Source organism: Streptomyces sp. NPDC029152 (assembly GCF_055564355.1).
The window spans coordinates 23,432-41,551 of the sequence record NZ_JBVHWR010000018.1 but is presented as its reverse complement, the minus strand read 5'-3'; the positions used below and the strand labels follow the sequence as shown (position 1 = coordinate 41,551).

Genomic DNA, 18,120 nt, shown 5'->3' with positions numbered 1-18,120 from the left:
GTCCGTCGTTCGCCCTTTGCTCCGGGGCCCGTCCCGAGCTCCGGCGTCACGCCTCGGGGCGCAGCATCGGGGGGTTGAGGAGCGTCGCGCCGCCGGCTCGGAAGAGCTGGGCCGGACGGCCGCCCTGGCGGGTGGTCGTACCGCCGGTGGGCACGAGGAAGCCCGGGGTGCCCGTCACCTTGCGGTGGAAGTTGCGCGGGTCGAGGGCCACGCTCCACACCGCCTCGTAGACGCGGCGCAGCTCGCCGACGGTGAACTCGGGCGGGCAGAACGCGGTGGCCAGCGACGAGTACTCGATCTTGGAGCGGGCCCGTTCCACCCCGTCCGCCAGGATCTGGGCGTGGTCGAAGGCGAGGGGCGCCACGGGCTCGCCGTCTTGACCGTGGCCGCCCTGCTCCAGCAGTTCCTCGACCGGTGCCCAGCGCGCGTCGCCGGCGTCGCCGCCCGCCCGGGGTGCGGGCAGGTCGGGGGCGAGCGCGAGATGCGCGACGCTGACCACGCGCATCCGGGGATCGCGCTTCGGATCGCCGTACGTCGCCAGCTGCTCCAGATGGGCTCCGTTGTCCTGGACGGGCGCGGCGGGGTCGTGGACGCGCAGCCCCGTCTCCTCGGCCAGTTCCCGTGCCGCCGCCTGCGCCAGGTCCTCGTCGGCCCGCACGAAACCGCCGGGCAGGGCCCAGCAACCCCGGAACGGCGGCTCGCCCCGGCGCACCGCCAGCGCGCACAGGGAGTGGCGGCGCACGGTCAGCACGACCAGGTCCACGGTGACGGCGAAGGGCGGAAAGGCTGACGGGTCGTAGGGCATGCCGCGATCATAGTCGTCTGCCTGACGATAAACACTCCCTTCGATGGCCGTCCACTCCGGTGCGGCGCCCCTCCCCCGTCTGCGGCCCGATTCCGCACGGGTCGCGTCGTACCAGGTCAAGCCGTTGACCGCGGTCCGTCGGCCACCTCTTCGCGCATGACCGGGACAGCCGCCCCCTCCAGGGTGCGGGGCCCGGCACCGGGACGGATGCCCGGCGCACCGGGCCGTCGGCCGCCCGCGGCCCTGCGGCGACGGACGCCGTTCGGTCTCGCCGTCTACTCACCCCCGGTTCCGGGCCCACCCGCACCCGTGTCCGCCGGGCAGGTCCCCCGCCCGTCCGTGGTCTCCCTGTCCGAGGCCCGGGGGCGCGTACGGCTCGGCCGCGTCCCGCCGGGGCGGGCGTCGCCCACCGGATTCCCGGGGCGCACCACGGCCGCCCCCGGCTCACGGCCCTGAGCCCTCACCCGGCGGCGGACGGTGCCGCCGGCCGCGGCATCCGAACGCGTCCGGCGGCGACGGGCGGGGCGCGTCCCCGGTGCCGTCGGGGCCTCGGCCGTCGCACGACGCGCCGGCCCGTCGGCTCGCTCCTCCCGCTCCCCGTCGTCCGGCCCGCCGCCGGCGCGCTCGGCACGCAGGCAGCGCCGGACCGACTCGGGGTCGAGGCCCTCGTTGCAGGCCTGGTGCAGGAGCCGGGCGAAGAGGTAGTCCGGGTCCGCGCCGAGCGCCATGGCCAGGGCTTCTCGGGCCTCCAGTTCGTCGCCGGTGGACCAGGCGACCCATCCGGCGAGGGTGAGGGGCGCGGCGGCGTGTTCGCCGTACGGCCCGACGCAGCGGCGGGCCAGTGCTCGCCACAGGCGCAGCGCGGGGCCCGCCTCGTCGCCCTCCATCCACGCGGCCGCGCGGTCGCGGGTCGTACGGTCCTGGAGGCCGAGGATCAACGCCGCGGCCTCGTCGTGGCCGAGCAGGCGGTCGTCCCGCAGGTCCTCCGCGGACACGCCGGAGACCGGCGGGGCGGCGGCCAGGCGGCGCATGACCCGTTCGGCCAGGGCGAGCGTCTCTTCGGCCACGTCCGCGCACCGGGCGTCGTCGAGAAGCCGGGAGACGACCGTCATGCCGGCGGAATCCAGGGCGGCCTCCTGTTCGCGTGCCGCGGAGTTCTCCCACGGGAGCAGCCTGGCCCGCAGCTCGCGCAACGAGCCGCGTACCTGGATCCCGGCATAGGTGGCCGCCGCGGCCAGCACGGACGTGCCCGCCAGTCCCATGGGGACGCCCTCGGACGAGCAGCAGGTCTCGTCGTCGCAGCAGTACGACCAGAAGCGCCCGTCCGAGATGCACAGTGCCTCGACCACCGGTACGTCGAGGGCACCGCACTCGACGCGCAGTTTCTGGGCCAGTGGCCGCAGGCGCTCCATCACCTGCCGGCCGGATTCGCCCCGGGACGGTTCCTGGCAGAGGTAGGCGACCATCTGCTCGGGCCGGGCGCCACGGCGCTCGCTGCCGGTCACCAGGCCGTGGACCAGCTGCCCGGCCGCGCTCGTCCAGTCCTCCTCGTTCGCGGGGATGCCGAGGCGGGCCCGGCCGCCGAACCGGCCCCGCCCGTCCCTGTCGCGCAGGGCCACCAGGACGATGCTGTCCTCGGGGCGGTACCCGAGCAGGTAGGGCAGTGCGTCCGCCAGTTCGGCCGGGGTGCGCAGGGTCACCTGGGGCTCGTCGACGGGGCTGTCGTACGAGGTCCGTGCCGTCCGGTCCAGCCGGTTGGGTCCGGTGATGCCGCCGTTCTCCGCGGATCCGGTCGTTTCGCTGTGGTTCGTCATGGCCCGACGATCTCGCGGATCGTGATGTTCCGCTTCGGTCTGTGGATAACCTCGATCAGGGACACGTCACTCCAGTCCGCCGTCCTCCCCGTCCCTCCCGCCCGTCGCACCGGCTGTCAGTCCCGTCCTGTTGTATGGAACGCATGGAGCACACGAACAACGCGGACCTCCGGACAGCGGCCGACACCGTCCTCGCCCGCCTCGTCGGGGACCCCTCCGGCACCGCCCGCCTGCGGGAGGACCAGTGGCTGGCGATCGAGGCGCTGGTCGCGGACCGGCGCCGGGCCCTGGTCGTCCAGCGCACGGGATGGGGCAAGTCCGCGGTCTACTTCGTGGCCACCGCGCTGCTGCGGGACCGGGGCAGCGGTCCCACCGTGATCGTCTCCCCGCTGCTCGCCCTGATGCGCAACCAGGTCGAGGCCGCGGCCCGGGCCGGTATCCGCGCCCGAACCATCAACTCCTCCAACACCGAGGAGTGGGGCGCCGTCCAGGACGAGATCGCCGCGGGTGAGGTGGACGTCCTGCTGGTGAGCCCCGAGCGGCTCAACAATCCCGACTTCCGCGACCAGGTGCTGCCCGAACTCGCCGCCGCCACCGGACTGCTCGTGGTGGACGAGGCGCACTGCATCTCCGACTGGGGCCACGACTTCCGCCCGGACTACCGGCGGCTGCGCACGATGCTCACCGACCTCCCACCGGGTGTGCCGGTCCTCGCGACGACCGCCACCGCCAACGCGCGCGTGACCGCCGACGTCGCGGAGCAGCTGGGCACCGGGGGCACGTCGGACGCGCTGGTGCTGCGCGGACCGCTGGACCGGGAGAGCCTCAGCCTGAACGTGCTGCGGCTGTCCGACGCCGCGCACCGGATGGCCTGGCTCGCCGACCACCTCCACGAGCTGCCCGGCTCCGGGATCGTCTACACCCTCACGGTGGCCGCCGCCGAAGAGGTCACCGCCTTCCTCCGGCAGCGCGGCCACGCCGTCGCCTCCTACACGGGGAAGACGGAGAACGCCGACCGGCAGCAGGCCGAGGACGACCTGCTCGCCAACCGGGTCAAGGCCCTGGTCGCCACCTCGGCGCTGGGCATGGGGTTCGACAAGCCGGACCTCGGTTTCGTGGTGCACCTCGGCTCGCCCTCCTCCCCCATCGCGTACTACCAGCAGGTGGGTCGCGCCGGACGTGGTGTCGATCACGCCGAGGTGCTCCTCCTGCCGGGCAAGGAGGACGAGGCGATCTGGGAGTACTTCGCCTCGCTGGCCTTCCCGTCCGAGGAGCTGGTGCGCCGCACCCTCGACGTCCTCGCGCGCGCCGAGCGGCCCCTGTCGCTGCCGGCCCTGGAACCCCTGGTGGAGCTGCGCCGCTCCCGTCTGGAGACCATGCTCAAGGTCCTCGACGTCGACGGCGCGGTGAAGCGGGTCAAGGGCGGCTGGATCGCGACCGGCCGGCCGTGGACGTACGACGCCGAGCGCTACGACTGGGTCGCACGGCAGCGCAGGGCCGAGCAGCAGGCGATGCGCGACTACGCGTCGACGACGGAGTGCCGGATGGAGTTCCTGCAGCGCCAGTTGGACGACGAGGGCGCCAAGCCCTGCGGCCACTGCGACAACTGCGCGGGCCCGCGCTTCACGGCGGACACCTCCCCCGCCGCCCTGGACGCCGCGCGGGCCGATCTGGGCCGGGCCGGCGTCGAGGTGGAGCCGCGCCGCATGTGGCCGACCGGTCTCCCGGCGATCGGCGTCGAACTGAAGGGGCGCATCCCCGCCGGCGAGCAGGCGGCGACGGGGCGGGCGCTGGGGCGTCTCTCCGACATCGGCTGGGGCAACCGGCTGCGCCCGATGCTGGCGGCGCACGCTCCCGACGGCCCGGTGCCGGACGATGTCGCGAGGGCCGTCGTGACGGTGCTGGCCGACTGGGCGAAAGGGCCGGGCGGCTGGGCCTCCGGCGCGGCCGACGCCCCGCCGCGTCCCGTCGGCGTGGTGACGGTCGCCTCGCGCTCGCACCCGCGGCTGATCCACTCGCTCGGCGCGCGCATCGCCGAGGTGGGCCGGTTGCCGCTGCTCGGATCGGTCGAGCACACGGGGGAAGCGCAGCCGGTGTCCCGCAGCAACAGCGCGCAGCGCCTCAAGGCGCTCGACGGGACGCTCACGGTGCCGCCCGCCCTGGCCGGCGCGCTCAGCGGTCAGGAGGGTCCGGTCCTCCTCGTGGACGACTACACGGAGACCGGCTGGACCCTCGCGGTCGCCGCCCGGCTGCTCCGTCGCGCGGGCGCCCCGGGGGTGTTGCCACTGGTCCTGGCCGTGCAGGGCTGACCGCCCGCCGGTGCGCGCACGGCCGGGCCGGACCGCCCGCCGTCACTCGGGGCGGTGCGCCCCATGCGTCGCCGGGCGTCTCTGCGGGTAGGGATATAGGACGCGCATCATCCGATAACGGTCGACGGCTCCAATTGCTCGTTGCCGCATCCCAGTTCGACAGGAAGAATTGAAGTCCGCTCCCCGCACGGCTCGTCCGTGTCCCGGCAGGGCTTCACTGCGGTGCGCGCTCCCCCGAATCCGACCCCGCCCGCAGTGTGGGCGCGTAGCCGAAGGGAGGAACGTGACCTTCGGATTCGCCTCGTCCTCGGCGGCGTCTTTGTCGCCGCCCACCGCCTCCGCCACCCGCCTGCTCGAACCCGCGGAGTGGGCCTCGGCCGGAATCCCACTGCTGCGCGATCCGCGGGAGGTCGTCAGCGGACTGCACTCACGGCACCGTCCCGAGCCGGCGACCGCGATCGTGGCCGTGCTCGATCCGGACGAACGGCTGTGCGCGAGCGCGTCGTTCACCGCCCGCCGCGCACCGGCGGACGGATGGATGTTCCGCAACGCGCTGCTCGCCCAGCTCCGCCGGGTCATTCCGCACGATCTGCGGCGCCGCACTCCGGTGCGCACCGCCGTACTGCTCTACTGCCGTGAGGGCGACGCGCGCTGGACGGAGGAGGACGGCGCGTGGATGTGGGGGCTGCGCGACGCCTGCACGCTGCACGGACTGCGCTGCGGGGCGTACATCACGCTGACCCGTGACGGATGGCAGGTCCTCGGCGAGGGCCGCGGCGGCCGCCGGCCCAGCGCGGTGTCGGCGCCGGAGCCGTTCGCCACGTCGGAGGCACCGCTGCCGCCGCCGCGTACCGGCGGCGTCGCCTCGGACGTACTGCGCCGCGCGGCGGCCCGCTGAACGACGGACGACCCGGTGCGCCGCTTCCGCGCACCCCGGGAGCCAGGTCCGACGAGCCATCCGGCACCGCCCGTACCCCCCTCGCCGTCCCGGACGGTGACCGGCCGGCCGCACCACGGCGGGGACCGGCCCGCGCCACGCGCGAGCGGCGGTGCGCCCCGGCTGACGTCGGCCGCCGGAAGACGCCGACGCCGTCACCGGGAGCGTGCCGACGAGGCGGTCGCCGGAGCCGTGCCAGGCCTCCGTGGTCCGGAGCCCCGGGCCCGGCACCCGTGACGCGAACGGCTCAGGCGCTCGCGCCCAGCACCGAGTTGATCCGCTGCGGGTCACCGCAGACGATCAGCAGGGCGCCCGCCCGCGAGTGCGCCGCCGAAAGGGCGGTGACGGCAGCGGCTTCGGGACCGCCGTTGAGCGCGACGACGACCACGGGACGCGCCGCGGCACGCTCGGCGACGGCGGCGTCCGCGTAGAAGACGTCGTCGCCCGCGTCGTGCTGCGCCCAGTAGGCCGCGTCGCCGAAGGACAGTTCGTGGGCGGCCCACGGGTGCGGTTCGCCGGTGGTGACCACCAGCACGTCACCAGGGGTTCGGCCCGAGTCCAGCAGCAGGTCCACGGCTTCCTCGGCCGCGTCGAGCGCGCCCTCGGGAGAAGCGGGGATCAGCTGGATCTGCGGGCCGGCCGGGGCGGCGGGAGTCGCCGGACCCGACGGTCCGGGCTTGGCCGGGGCCGCGTCGCGCGAGGTGCGCTGCGCCGGCGGCGTCGGCCGCAGAGGGCCGGGGCGACCGGGGCGCGGCGGAGCCGCGGGACGGGGGCCGGGTACGGGGCGGGGGGTCGGCGCGGTGCGGCCGCTGGCCGGAGTGGCGCGGGGACCCTGGGCCTTCTCGTGAATCTGAGGCTCCTCGGGAATGAGAGGCATGAGCTGATTTTTATCAAACATTGGTGCGGCTCGCGTCGGCGGGTGGCGCATGCCTGCGAGCGGAACCGTCAGAAATCGAAGCCGAGCTGACCCTCGATCTCCGGAACGTTTCCATCCACCCAGCCGCGGACCTTCTTGAGATGCCGCCACTGGGGCAACGCATCAAGATACGCCCACGACAACCTGTGGTACGGGGTGGGGCCCCGCTCCGCCAGTGCGGCCTTGTGCACGGGCGACGGATACCCGGCGTTGTCCGCGAAACCGAAGTCTGCATGGTCGATGCCCAGTTCGGCCATCATTTTGTCGCGCTGGACCTTGGCGAGCACCGAAGCCGCCGCGACCGCCACGCACGACCGGTCACCCTTGATGACCGTACGGACCCGCCAGGGCGCCCCGAGGTAGTCGTGCTTGCCGTCGAGGATGACGGCGTCGGGACGGACCGGCAGGGCTTCCAGGGCGCGTACCGCGGCCAGTCGCAGCGCCGCGGTCATCCCCCGTGCGTCGATCTCCTCCGGAGAGGCGTGCCCCAGGGCGTAGGAGGTCACCCAGTCCCGCAGTTCCGCGGCGAGTTCGGCCCGCCGTTTGACGGTGAGCAGCTTGGAGTCGGTGAGGCCCACCGGGGGCCGCCGCAGTCCGGTGACCGCCGCGCAGACGGTGACCGGGCCGGCCCATGCACCGCGCCCCACCTCGTCGACACCGGCAACGATCTTGGCTCCGGTCGTGGCGCGAAGAGAGCGCTCGACGGTGTGAGTGGGTGGTTCGTACGGCATGACGCCCATAGCCTACGCCGCCCCGGACCGCCCTCGACACCCCACCTCCCCGAGCGGCGCCGGACCCCTCGAAGCCAGGGTTCAGGCGCCTTCGGGCCGCAGCAGCGGGACCATCAGTCGGTCGATCATCTCCTCGACCTCCTGATCCGTCCATTGACTACCGCAAATCTTTGCTCGATACATCATCATCGCCGGAACGGCGTCGAAGACGTAGTCGTCGGCCGCCCCTTCACGAACCTCCCCGCGCTCAATTCCCCGGGTGATGACCTCACGAAGCATCTTGATGGTCGGTTCGACGACCCCTTCGAAGATCACCGCATGGAACCGCTCCGCCTGCGCGGCGTCGCACTCGTGAATGACCGCCCGCAAGGCGAAGCCGGGACGCGAGAACATCGCGTCGCGAGCCCGCCGGCACAGCGCCAGGAGGTCGTCGCGCACGCTCCCGAGGTCGGGCACGGTGTCGAAGCTCGGCAGCCCGGACCGCAGGGCGTCCGCGACGAGCTCCTCCTTGGACGGCCAGCGACGGTAGACCGCCGCCTTGCCCGTCTGGGCACCGGCGGCCACGCCCTCCATGGTCAGGCCGTTCCAGCCGACGGTGCCGAGCTGCTCCAGCGCGGCGTCGAGGATCGCACGCTCGAGGACCGCACCGCGCCGGCGGGAGGGCGTCCGGGCGGAGGCGGCCCAGGGCGAAGAAACCATTCGGGGATCTCCAGGAAGCGATGAGCGGTTTTCGGGGACGGAGACGCGACGCGCGCCCACAACGGGGGACGGAGCACGCGACGACGGTGCGAGTGAACGCTTGCGTTCACTGTCGGGGAGTCACTACCGTTGACGCAACAGTGAACGCGAGCGTTCACTAAGTCATTCGTGGGGGACACATCGTGACGACCTCTTCCTTGATCAAAGACCAGAAGCCGGGAACCGCCCGCCGGGGCGGACACCCCGGCATCGCACTGGCGGTCATCGCGGCCTGCCAACTCATGGTGGTACTCGACGCGACGATTGTGAACATCGCGCTCCCGCACATTCAAGAGGCACTCGCGTTCAGCACCACCGACCTCACGTGGGTCGTCAGTGCCTACACGCTCACCTTCGGCGGTCTGCTGCTGCTCGGTGGCCGGGCCGGTGACATCCTCGGCCGGCGCCGCGTCTTCGTGACCGGCATCCTGCTGTTCACCTTCGCCTCGCTGCTCGGCGGCTTCGCCCAGGAACCCTGGCAGCTGCTGGCGGCACGCGTCCTGCAGGGAGCGGGAGGCGCGATCGCGTCGCCCACGTCGCTGGCGCTCATCACGACCACCTTTCCGGAAGGACCGGAGCGGAACCGGGCCTTCGGCGTCTTCGCGGCCGTCTCCGCGGGCGGCGGCGCCATCGGCCTGCTCGCGGGCGGCATGCTCACCGAGTGGCTCGACTGGCGCTGGGTGCTCTTCGTCAACGTGCCGATCGGCGTCCTGATCGCCGTGCTGACGCCGCTCTACATCAGCGAGTCCGAGCGGCACTCCGGACGCTTCGACATCGCCGGTGCGGTGACCTCGACAGCGGGCATGGCGTCCCTCGTCTACGGCTTCATACGGGCCGCGGACGAGGGCTGGCGGGACACCCTCACCATCGGTTCCTTCGCGGCGGCGGCGGTGCTGCTGCTGGCCTTCACGCTCATCGAGTCGCGGGCCAAGGAGCCGATCACCCCGCTGAGGATGTTCGCCGACCGCAACCGCTCCGGCAGCTACGTGATCATGCTGTGCCTGGCCGCGGCGATGTTCGGCATGTTCTTCTACATCGTGCTGTTCGTCCAGAACGTGCTGGGCTACACCCCGATCCAGGCCGGCCTCGCCTTCCTGCCGGTCACGGTCGTGATCGCGATCGGTGCGGGTCTGTCGCAGCGCTTCCTGCCCGTGTTCGGCCCGAAGCCGTTCATGCTCGTGGGCTCGGCGCTCGCGGCGCTCGGACTGGGCTGGCAGGCCCTCATCAGCTCGGACAGCTCCTACGTGGGCGGCGTGCTCGGCCCGATGCTGGTCTTCGGCTTCGGCATGGGCCTGAACTTCGTGACGCTGACGCTCACCGCGGTCTCGGGAGTCGCCCAGCACGAAGCCGGCGCGGCGTCCGGGCTGCTCAACGCGATGCAGCAGGTGGGCGGATCGATCGGTCTGGCCATCCTGACGACCGTGTTCGGCACGGCGAGCAAGGACGAGGCGGCCAAGGTGCTGCCGGACTTCCTCGCCAACGGCTCGGCCGAGCAGAAGGCGGAGTTCGCCAGGACCCACCAGCTGCCCGCTCCCTGGGGGCACGAGGTGCTGGCCGAGGGGATCTCGGCGGCCTTCGTCCCCGCCGCCGCCATGGCCGTCCTCGCCCTGGCCACGGCGTGGCTGGTGATCCGGGTCCGCAAGAGCGACCTGGAGGCCCTCTCCGGCACGGCCGGGCCCGGGATGGGCTGAGGGCGCTCCCGGACCGGCCCGGGCGGACGGGCGCCGAGTGCAATCCGGCGGCCACCGCCTCCCCGGCCCGGGAGGCGGTGGCCGGCGAGTCACCCGGCCGGCGAGTCACCCGGCCGGCGCGTCCGCGCCGGCCGTCCAGCTCGGCAGCGCCTCGGTGCGGGCCACCCACTCGGCCGGCGGCGCGCCCGCCCGACCGGCGGCGACCACCCCGCCCACGATCGCGCAGGTCGTGTCCACGTCCCCGCCGACCTGGGCGGTCGTCCAGAAGGCGTGCTCGTAGTCGCCGAGGGCCCGCGCGGCGGACCAGAGCGCGAAGGGGACCGTGTCGTGGGCGGTCGTACGCCTGCCGCAGCCCAGTACGGCGGCGACGGTGGTCGCGTCGCCGTAGTCGAGCATGTCCCGGGCGCGGCGCAGCCCGGCGGCGACGGCGCTCTTCGGTACCAGCGCGATCACCCCGTCGAGGAGCGCGTGCGCCTCGGGCGGGCCGCCGGCCGACGCGGCCAGCGCGGCGGCGGCGGCGACGGCCATGGCGCCGACCACCGCCTCGCGGTGCTGGTGCGTGGGGTAGGCCGAGATCTCGGCCTGGTGCGTCGCCTGCTCCGGGTCGTCCGCGTACCAGGCGCCCAGGGGGGCGATGCGCATCGCGGCACCGTTGCCCCAGGACCCCTGGCCGTTGAAGAGCGCGGCGGCGAGCTCGCGCCAGTCACCGCCCTCCCGGACCAGCCGCAGCAGCCGGTTGACCGCCGGTCCGTAGCCGCGGTCGAAGTCGTGGTGCTCGGCGAAGGAGCGTGCCAGGGCGTCCTGGTCGATGCGGTGGTGGGCGGCCAGGACGGCGACCACGGAGGCGGCCATCTCGGTGTCGTCGGTCCACTGCCAGGTCCCCGGCGGCAGCTCGCGGCGCCCCAGCAGCGGATAGTGCGCGGGCACGAAGAACTGTGAGCCCAGCGCGTCCCCCACCGACAGTCCGCGCAGGCTGGCCAGCGCCCGGTCCAGGCGCTCGTCGGAAGAGGAATGAGCGGTCATCGCCCTGTCACCCTATCCCGTGATCCCGTACGGTTCCGGCTCCCGCCACCGCTCGAAGGGCCGGTCGAGCGTGTACTTGCCGTCCTCGCCCAGCACGAGCATCCGGACCTCCCCGTTCCCGGGGTTCGACAGCGACTCGAACTCCGCGACCGTCCAGTGGAACCACCGCATGCAGAACAGGCGCATCGCCAGTCCGTGGGTGACGATGAGGACGTTCGGCGGGTGGTCGGGGTCCTCGAAACTGCGGAACAGGCTCTCCAGGAAGCCGCCGACCCGGTCGTAGACGTCGGCGCCGGACTCGCCCTGCGCGAAGCGGTAGAAGAAGTGCCCGTAGGCGTCGCGGTAGGCCTTCTGCAGGCGCACGTCCTCGCGGTCCTGCCAGTTCCCCCAGTCCTGCTCGCGCAGCCGGGGCTCCTCCCGTATCCGTATGAGCCGGGGGTCGAGGTGGAAGGCGCGCAGCGTCTCGTGCGTGCGACGGTACGGGGAGACGTACACGCTGACGCGCTCGCGGCCGAACACCTCGCGCAGCCTCTTGCCCGTCTCCTCGGCCTCCGCCCAGCCCCGCTCGGTCAGGGCGAGCGCGTGGTCGGGTTCCCGCTCGTAGACGGAGTCGTCGTGGTTGCCGACCGACTCGCCGTGCCGGACGAGAACGATGCGCCGTGGTCGTGCCATGCCAGAACCCTAGATCGTGGAACGGGGAACCGAGGACTCCCGCCTGCCCCGTACGGCACAGGTCACACGGTCCAGGAGGGTTCCAGCTGCACGATGTCCCCCGTGAGGGCCGCGATGTCGGCCTCGGTCTGGGCGCGCAGGGCGAGCCGCTCCACCCTCTCGGTGCGGTACTTGCCGTGCTCGGCGGCCGACCTCCACATCGACAGCACCAGGTACTCGTTGCCGGGCGCCTCGCCGAACAGCCCGCGGATCATGCCGGGCGAGCCGGCCATCGCGGGGTTCCAGACCTTCTCCTGCATCAGCACGTAGTGCTCGGCCCGGTCCTCGTGGACGCGGCAGAGCGCCACCCGCAGCAGGTCGGCGTCCGTGAAACGGGGTTCGAACCCGGTCTTCACGTCGAACCGGTGGTCGAAGAGCCTGACCTGGGCGTCCTTGAAGGTGCCCGCCTGGGCCGAGGCGAGCCGGTCGTGCGAGCGCGCCATGAAGGAGTCGTAGAAGGCCCTGCTCTCCCAGAAGGCGAAGACGTGCGCCACGTCCGGCCGCCCCCTGCTCCAGCCACCCCCCTGCCCCCGAAAACCCGGCTCCCCCGGAAGCCCCGCCCACTTCCGCTGCCCCCGCTCGAAACCGCGGCGGTCGACCACGGTGCAGCGAATCCACTTGACCAGCACCGCGCCATGGTAAGGCCAGGGGGCGTGGTGCCGGTCGCTCTCCGGCGGACCGCTCTCCCGCTGCCGTGTCCGGGCGCATGGCAGGATGGACAACCGGCCGACACCGCTCGGCAGTTGGGGCGGCGGCACAAGGCAGTACCGGGGAAGGGGAAGTCTGTGAACGGCCTCAGCAAGGGGATCCGCAAGGTCGAGGTCGCGCTGCGTTGGGACCCGAGTCCGGCGGGACAGCCACCCGCCGACCTGGACGTCGTCGCCGGAACCTATCCGGCGGACGATCCGTACGGCACTCCCTCCTACGTGGTGCACTTCGACAGCCGCTCTCCCGACGGCACGATCTATCTGAACCGGGACAGCGAGGACGGCAAGGGCTTCGGCTACGACGAGGTCATGACGCTGGAGCTGGAACGGCTCGACGCCCGGTACGCGCGCGTGGTCGTCGGAGTCGTGATCCAGCAGCGCTCCGGGCAGCGGACCTTCGGCGGCGTGGCCAACCCGGGCCTGCGCATCCGGGAGGGCTACACCGTGCTGGCCGAGGACGGCTTCGACGGTGTTCCGGCGGCGACGGCGGCGACGGTCGCGGAGTTCGTCCGGGACGGGACGGGGGCGTGGGAGTTCCGCGCCGGTGTCCACGGCTTCGAGGGCGACCCGGCGACGTTCACCGACGTCATGGGCGCGGCCCGCAGGCCCTGACCCGGTGGAACGGGTGAGGGGCGCCGGCCTTGGCCGGCGCCCCTCACTCATGGGGTCCTACCGATCAGCTGCAGCCGCTGGTCGAGCCGCAGCCCTCGCAGATGTAGCAGGAACCGGCCCGCTGCATCTTCGTGCCGCAGGAGAAGCACAGCGGGGCGTCGGCCTGGATGCCCAGCTGCATCTCCACCAGCTCGGCGCTGGTGTGCGCCTCCTTCGGAGCGGGCTTGGCCACCTCCGCCTCGGCCTTCGGCGTGGCGACCGCCTTCAGCTCCTGGGCGCGCGGCGCCGACTGGGCCAGGCCCTCGACGTCGACCTCGTCGTCGGACGGCTCGTACGAGCCGGTCTCCAGGTGCCGCTGGCGCTCCTCGGCCGAGTGGATGCCGAGGGCGGAGCGGGTCTCGAAGGGCAGGAAGTCCAGCGCCAGGCGGCGGAAGATGTAGTCGACGATCGACTGCGCCATCCGCACGTCAGGGTCGTCCGTCATGCCGGCCGGCTCGAAGCGCATGTTGGTGAACTTCGAGACGTACGTCTCCAGCGGCACGCCGTACTGGAGGCCGACGGAGACCGCGATGGAGAAGGCGTCCATCATGCCCGCGAGGGTGGAGCCCTGCTTGGACATCTTCAGGAAGACCTCGCCGAGACCGTCGTCCGGGTAGGAGTTGGCGGTCATGTAGCCCTCGGCGCCACCGACCGTGAACGAGGTGGTGATGCCGGGACGTCCCTTCGGGAGGCGCTTGCGGACCGGGCGGTACTCGACCACCTTCTCGACCGCGGCGCGGATCGTCTCCTCGGCCTTCTCGGTGACCTCGGCCTTCTCCGTGTCCGTGGCCGACTTGGTCTTCGCGGAGAGCGGCTGGCCGACCTTGCAGTTGTCCCGGTAGATCGCGAGCGCCTTGACGCCGAGCTTCCAGGCCTCGTAGTAGATCTCCTCGACCTCCTCGACGGTCGCCGTCTCCGGCATGTTGACCGTCTTGGAGATGGCGCCGGAGATCCAGGGCTGGATCGCGGCCATCATGCGGACGTGGCCCATCGGGGAGATGGCGCGCTCGCCCATGGCGCAGTCGAACACCTCGTAGTGCTCGGGCTTGAGGCCGGGGGCGTCGATCACGTTGCCGTGCTCGGCGATGTGGGCGACGATCGCCTCGATCTGCTCCTCCTGGTAGCCCAGGCGGCGCAGGGCCTGCGGGACGGTGCCGTTGACGATCTGCATCGAGCCGCCGCCGACGAGCTTCTTGAACTTGACCAGGGCGAGGTCGGGCTCGACACCGGTGGTGTCGCAGGACATGGCCAGACCGATGGTGCCGGTCGGGGCGAGCACGGACGCCTGCGAGTTACGGAAACCGTTCTTCTCGCCGAGGCGCAGCACGTCCTGCCAGGCCTCGGTGGCGGCGGCCCACACCGGGGTGTCCAGGTCGTCCATGCGCACGGCGGTGCCGTTGGCGTCGGAGTGCTGCTTCATGACGCGCTGGTGGGCGTCCGCGTTGCGGGCGTAGCCGTCGTACGGGCCGACGACCGCGGCGAGCTCGGCGGAGCGGCGGTAGGCCGTGCCCGTCATCAGGGAGGTGATGGCGCCGGCGAGGGCGCGGCCGCCGTCGGAGTCGTAGGCGTGGCCGGTGGCCATCAGCAGGGCGCCGAGGTTGGCGTAGCCGATGCCGAGCTGGCGGAAGGCGCGGGTGTTCTCGCCGATCTTCTGGGTCGGGAAGTCCGCGAAGCAGATCGAGATGTCCATCGCGGTGATGACCAGCTCGACGACCTTCTGGAAGCGCTCGGTCTCGAAGGACTGGTTGCCCTTGCCGTCGTCCTTCAGGAACTTCATCAGGTTCAGCGAGGCCAGGTTGCAGGACGTGTTGTCCAGGTGCATGTACTCGCTGCAGGGGTTCGAGCCGTTGATCCGGCCGGACTCCGGGCAGGTGTGCCAGTGGTTGATCGTGTCGTCGTACTGGATGCCCGGGTCGGCGCAGGCCCAGGCGGCCTCGGCCATCTTGCGGAAGAGGGACTTGGCCTCGATCTCCTCGATGACCTCGCCGGTCATGCGGGCCCGCAGACCGAACTTGCCGCCCTGCTCGACGGCCTTCATGAACTCGTCGTTCACGCGGACCGAGTTGTTGGCGTTCTGGTACTGGACGGACGTGATGTCGTCGCCGCCCAGGTCCATGTCGAAGCCCGCGTCGCGCAGGGCGCGGATTTTCTCCTCCTCCTTGACCTTGGTCTCGATGAAGTCCTCCACGTCGGGGTGGTCGACGTCGAGGATGACCATCTTGGCGGCGCGGCGGGTGGCACCGCCGGACTTGATGGTGCCGGCGGAGGCGTCGGCGCCGCGCATGAAGGAGACCGGGCCGGAGGCGTTGCCGCCGGAGGAGAGCAGCTCCTTGGAGGAGCGGATCCGGGAGAGGTTCAGGCCGGCGCCGGAACCGCCCTTGAAGATCATGCCCTCTTCCTTGTACCAGTCGAGGATCGACTCCATGGAGTCGTCGACGGACAGGATGAAGCAGGCGGAGACCTGCTGCGGCTGGGGCGTGCCCACGTTGAACCACACGGGGCTGTTGAAGCTGAAGATCTGGTGCAGGAGGGCGTAGGCCAGCTCGTGCTCGAAGATCTCGGCGTCGGCGGGCGAGGCGAAGTACTTGTGGTCCTCACCGGCCTTCCGGTACGTCTTCACGATGCGGTCGATGAGCTGCTTCAGGCTCACCTCGCGCTGCGGGGTGCCGACGGCACCGCGGAAGTACTTGCTGGTGACGATGTTGACCGCGTTCACCGACCAGAAGTCGGGGAACTCGACGCCGCGCTGCTCGAAGTTGACCGAGCCGTCGCGCCAGTTGGTCATGACGACGTCACGACGCTCCCAGGCCACCTCGTCGTAGGGGTGGACCCCGGGAGTGGTGTGGACGCGTTCGACGTGAAGCCCCTTGCCCGCCTTGGTGCCCTTGGCGCGGGAGCTCCGTGCCGGACCGCTCGCCGTCTCTGTCATGCCGCCTCCCATGTACGGGCGAAAACGCCCTGAAGTGCCCCGATTGTTCCCGTGGCACGGTGTTCTGTCTGGTGTCGCGGGCCCCTCTGACTCCGCCCGCGACAGGTCTTTCTCACTCGCCGCCGCCCGCCGGACCCGGTTGCTGCGCCCGGGTCCGGCCGCCGGTCAGTCGGCGGCGCCTGCGGGTTCGGGGACCTGTGCCGCCCCCGTGGGCCCGCGGTCGTCTTCCTGGCCCCCCGCGCCGGCCTCGTCGCCGCCCTCGCCGGGGTGCCCCGTCGCCTCCCTCAGCTCCGCGATCGCGGCCTCGAAGTCATCGAGCGAGTCGAACGCCCGGTAGACCGAGGCGAACCGCAGATAGGCGACGAGGTCGAGTTCCTGCAACGGGCCGAGTATGGCCAGCCCCACGTCGTGGGTGGTCAGCTCGGCACTCCCGGTGGCCCGCACCGCCTCCTCGACCCGCTGGCCGAGCAGGGCGAGCGCGTCTTCGGTGACGGGCCGGCCCTGGCAGGCCTTGCGCACACCGTTGATGATCTTGATGCGGCTGAACGGCTCGGTGACCCCGGACCGCTTCACCACCATCAGCGAGCACGTCTCCACGGTCGTGAAACGACGGGAGCAGTCGGGGCACTGGCGGCGCCTGCGGATCGACGTGCCGTCGTCGGTCGTACGGCTGTCGACCACGCGGCTGTCGGGGTGCCTGCAGAAGGGGCAGTGCATGAATTCCCAACCCTCCTCACAGCAGACCAAATAACCCCAGGAGGCCCTTCAGGCCCCTCGAAGCAGCCCCAAGCATAGGCGATCACAACGGGCCCGAAGACCAGGGGCACCACAACTTGTGGGCTGCTCTCGTAATCCAACCACTACATGTGGTGCTTGACGCATACATTCACGCCTCGCACGCGTGTCGCCCCCGTGCACACGGGGGCCGCGGGCCCTTCCGCGGCACGGGGAGGCGCGCCGGGCGCGTCCGCACCGCCCCGGCGCATGCGGAGATACGGTGGGCGCCGCGGGGAGGGGCCGTGGGACTACCGCGCAGATGGGCGTCGGCCCCCCGCCGGACGGGATGCCCGATGACAGACTGGGGCGACGCTCGAGGAGGTCGCCACCCGGCGGCGAGGGTACAGCAACGGGCCCTTCCGCCCGCCGGGCGCCGTGATGGCTATACACCCAGACCTCTTTTCCGGACGGGCGATTCGCGTTTTTTCACTCGAACGTGTGTTTGGCGCAACCTTTCGAAAGCCACTACCGTTGTGCAGCAGGGAGACCATCGAGAGGGGCCGACGTGACCACCACCGCCGACAGTGCCACCATCACTGCCCAGGACCGCCCCCAGGGCCGACCTGAGCCGGTACACGCGATGAGCGACGCCATGAATCCCGAGGGGCCCAAGCGCTCCCTGCCCGGCCGGCCTCCCGGCATCCGGGCGGACAGCTCGGGACTCACCGACCGCCAACGCCGTGTGATCGAGGTCATCAGGGACTCCGTGCAGCGGCGGGGCTACCCGCCGTCGATGCGGGAGATCGGCCAGGCCGTCGGCCTCTCCAGCACCTCCTCCGTCGCGCACCAGCTGATGGCACTGGAGCGCAAGGGCTTCCTGCGCCGCGACCCGCACCGCCCGCGCGCCTACGAGGTGCGCGGCTCCGACCAGGCCGCCAGCGTGCAGCCCACGGACACCGCCGGCAAGCCCGCCGCTTCGTACGTCCCGCTCGTCGGGCGCATCGCCGCCGGTGGTCCGATCCTCGCCGAGGAGTCCGTGGAGGACGTCTTCCCCCTGCCCCGGCAGCTGGTCGGTGACGGCGAGCTCTTCGTCCTCAAGGTCGTCGGCGACTCGATGATCGAGGCCGCCATCTGCGACGGCGACTGGGTCACGGTCCGCCGCCAGCCGGTCGCCGAGAACGGCGACATCGTGGCCGCGATGCTCGACGGCGAGGCCACCGTCAAGCGCTTCAAGCGCGAGGACGGGCACGTCTGGCTCCTCCCGCACAACTCGGCGTACGAGCCCATCCCCGGAGACGACGCGACCATCCTCGGCAAGGTGGTGGCCGTACTGCGCCGCGTCTGAGTGCCACACCGGACGGATCCCGCACGACAGCGACCCGCCGGTCCCGACCGGGCCCCGGAACCTCTGCGCCGGTTCCGGGGCCCCGCGCTGTCCGGG

At 72.0% G+C, this 18,120-nt stretch carries 15 protein-coding genes; 5 read left to right on the top strand and 10 right to left on the bottom strand.

What is annotated here, in order from left to right; genetic code table 11:
• Positions 1-46 precede the first annotated feature (46 nt).
• Both ACZ4V6_RS29675 and ACZ4V6_RS29670 read right to left on the bottom strand, forming a co-directional pair.
• A complete protein-coding gene (locus tag ACZ4V6_RS29675) occupies positions 47-805 on the bottom strand; it encodes an NUDIX hydrolase (RefSeq protein ID WP_467833452.1) in 759 nt (252 codons plus the stop codon).
• Positions 806-1,080: 275 nt separating this feature from the next.
• Positions 1,081-2,619, bottom strand: coding sequence for a DUF4192 domain-containing protein (locus ACZ4V6_RS29670; protein WP_467833450.1), 1,539 nt, complete (start codon positions 2,617-2,619; stop codon positions 1,081-1,083).
• 143 nt (positions 2,620-2,762) lie between these two features.
• Between ACZ4V6_RS29670 and ACZ4V6_RS29665 the strand changes: the two genes are divergently transcribed.
• Positions 2,763-4,928, top strand: coding sequence for a RecQ family ATP-dependent DNA helicase (locus ACZ4V6_RS29665; RefSeq protein WP_467833449.1), 2,166 nt, complete (start codon positions 2,763-2,765; stop codon positions 4,926-4,928).
• Between the two features lie 283 nt (positions 4,929-5,211).
• The gene (locus tag ACZ4V6_RS29660) at positions 5,212-5,826 is read left to right on the top strand and encodes a hypothetical protein (RefSeq protein ID WP_467833447.1); all 615 of its coding nucleotides are present in this window, start codon (positions 5,212-5,214) and stop codon (positions 5,824-5,826) included.
• Between the two features lie 286 nt (positions 5,827-6,112).
• Here ACZ4V6_RS29660 and ACZ4V6_RS29655 read toward each other — a convergent pair whose 3' ends face one another.
• The 3 genes from ACZ4V6_RS29655 to ACZ4V6_RS29645 form a co-directional block, all read right to left on the bottom strand.
• The gene (locus ACZ4V6_RS29655; RefSeq protein WP_467833446.1) at positions 6,113-6,742 is read right to left on the bottom strand and encodes a hypothetical protein; all 630 of its coding nucleotides are present in this window, start codon (positions 6,740-6,742) and stop codon (positions 6,113-6,115) included.
• A 68-nt stretch (positions 6,743-6,810) separates the two neighbouring features.
• Positions 6,811-7,512: a ribonuclease HII gene (locus ACZ4V6_RS29650; RefSeq protein WP_467833444.1), complete on the bottom strand. Its 702-nt coding sequence runs from the start codon at positions 7,510-7,512 to the stop codon at positions 6,811-6,813.
• A gap of 81 nt (positions 7,513-7,593) precedes the next feature.
• Entirely contained in the window at positions 7,594-8,211 is a 618-nt protein-coding gene (locus ACZ4V6_RS29645) for a TetR/AcrR family transcriptional regulator (protein WP_467833555.1), read from the bottom strand.
• 182 nt (positions 8,212-8,393) lie between these two features.
• On the opposite strand from ACZ4V6_RS29645, the gene ACZ4V6_RS29640 reads away from it, so the two are divergent.
• Complete coding sequence (locus ACZ4V6_RS29640) at positions 8,394-9,941, top strand: MFS transporter (RefSeq protein WP_467833442.1); 1,548 nt, start codon at positions 8,394-8,396, stop codon at positions 9,939-9,941.
• Between the two features lie 105 nt (positions 9,942-10,046).
• Here ACZ4V6_RS29640 and ACZ4V6_RS29635 read toward each other — a convergent pair whose 3' ends face one another.
• The 3 genes from ACZ4V6_RS29635 to ACZ4V6_RS29625 form a co-directional block, all read right to left on the bottom strand.
• Positions 10,047-10,964 (bottom strand): ADP-ribosylglycohydrolase family protein, encoded by a 918-nt coding sequence (locus tag ACZ4V6_RS29635; RefSeq protein WP_467833440.1) that lies wholly within the window; start codon positions 10,962-10,964, stop codon positions 10,047-10,049.
• 12 nt (positions 10,965-10,976) lie between these two features.
• Positions 10,977-11,636 carry a histidine phosphatase family protein gene (locus ACZ4V6_RS29630; RefSeq protein ID WP_467833438.1) on the bottom strand — a complete coding sequence of 220 codons (660 nt, stop codon included), beginning with the start codon at positions 11,634-11,636 and terminating at the stop codon, positions 10,977-10,979.
• 62 nt (positions 11,637-11,698) lie between these two features.
• Positions 11,699-12,304, bottom strand: coding sequence for a YdbC family protein (locus tag ACZ4V6_RS29625; protein ID WP_467833436.1), 606 nt, complete (start codon positions 12,302-12,304; stop codon positions 11,699-11,701).
• A gap of 156 nt (positions 12,305-12,460) precedes the next feature.
• On the opposite strand from ACZ4V6_RS29625, the gene ACZ4V6_RS29620 reads away from it, so the two are divergent.
• Complete coding sequence (locus tag ACZ4V6_RS29620; protein WP_467833435.1) at positions 12,461-12,994, top strand: TerD family protein; 534 nt, start codon at positions 12,461-12,463, stop codon at positions 12,992-12,994.
• 64 nt (positions 12,995-13,058) lie between these two features.
• On the opposite strand, the gene ACZ4V6_RS29615 is transcribed toward ACZ4V6_RS29620, so the two are convergent.
• Both ACZ4V6_RS29615 and nrdR read right to left on the bottom strand, forming a co-directional pair.
• Positions 13,059-15,962, bottom strand: coding sequence for a vitamin B12-dependent ribonucleotide reductase (locus ACZ4V6_RS29615; RefSeq protein WP_467833433.1), 2,904 nt, complete (start codon positions 15,960-15,962; stop codon positions 13,059-13,061).
• 165 nt (positions 15,963-16,127) lie between these two features.
• The gene (nrdR, locus tag ACZ4V6_RS29610) at positions 16,128-16,679 is read right to left on the bottom strand and encodes a transcriptional regulator NrdR (protein ID WP_467833431.1); all 552 of its coding nucleotides are present in this window, start codon (positions 16,677-16,679) and stop codon (positions 16,128-16,130) included.
• A gap of 565 nt (positions 16,680-17,244) precedes the next feature.
• On the opposite strand from nrdR, the gene lexA reads away from it, so the two are divergent.
• On the top strand, positions 17,245-18,024 hold the full coding sequence (gene lexA, locus ACZ4V6_RS29605) for a transcriptional repressor LexA (RefSeq protein ID WP_467833429.1): 780 nt from the start codon (positions 17,245-17,247) through the stop codon (positions 18,022-18,024).
• The last annotated feature ends 96 nt before the right edge of the window (positions 18,025-18,120 follow it).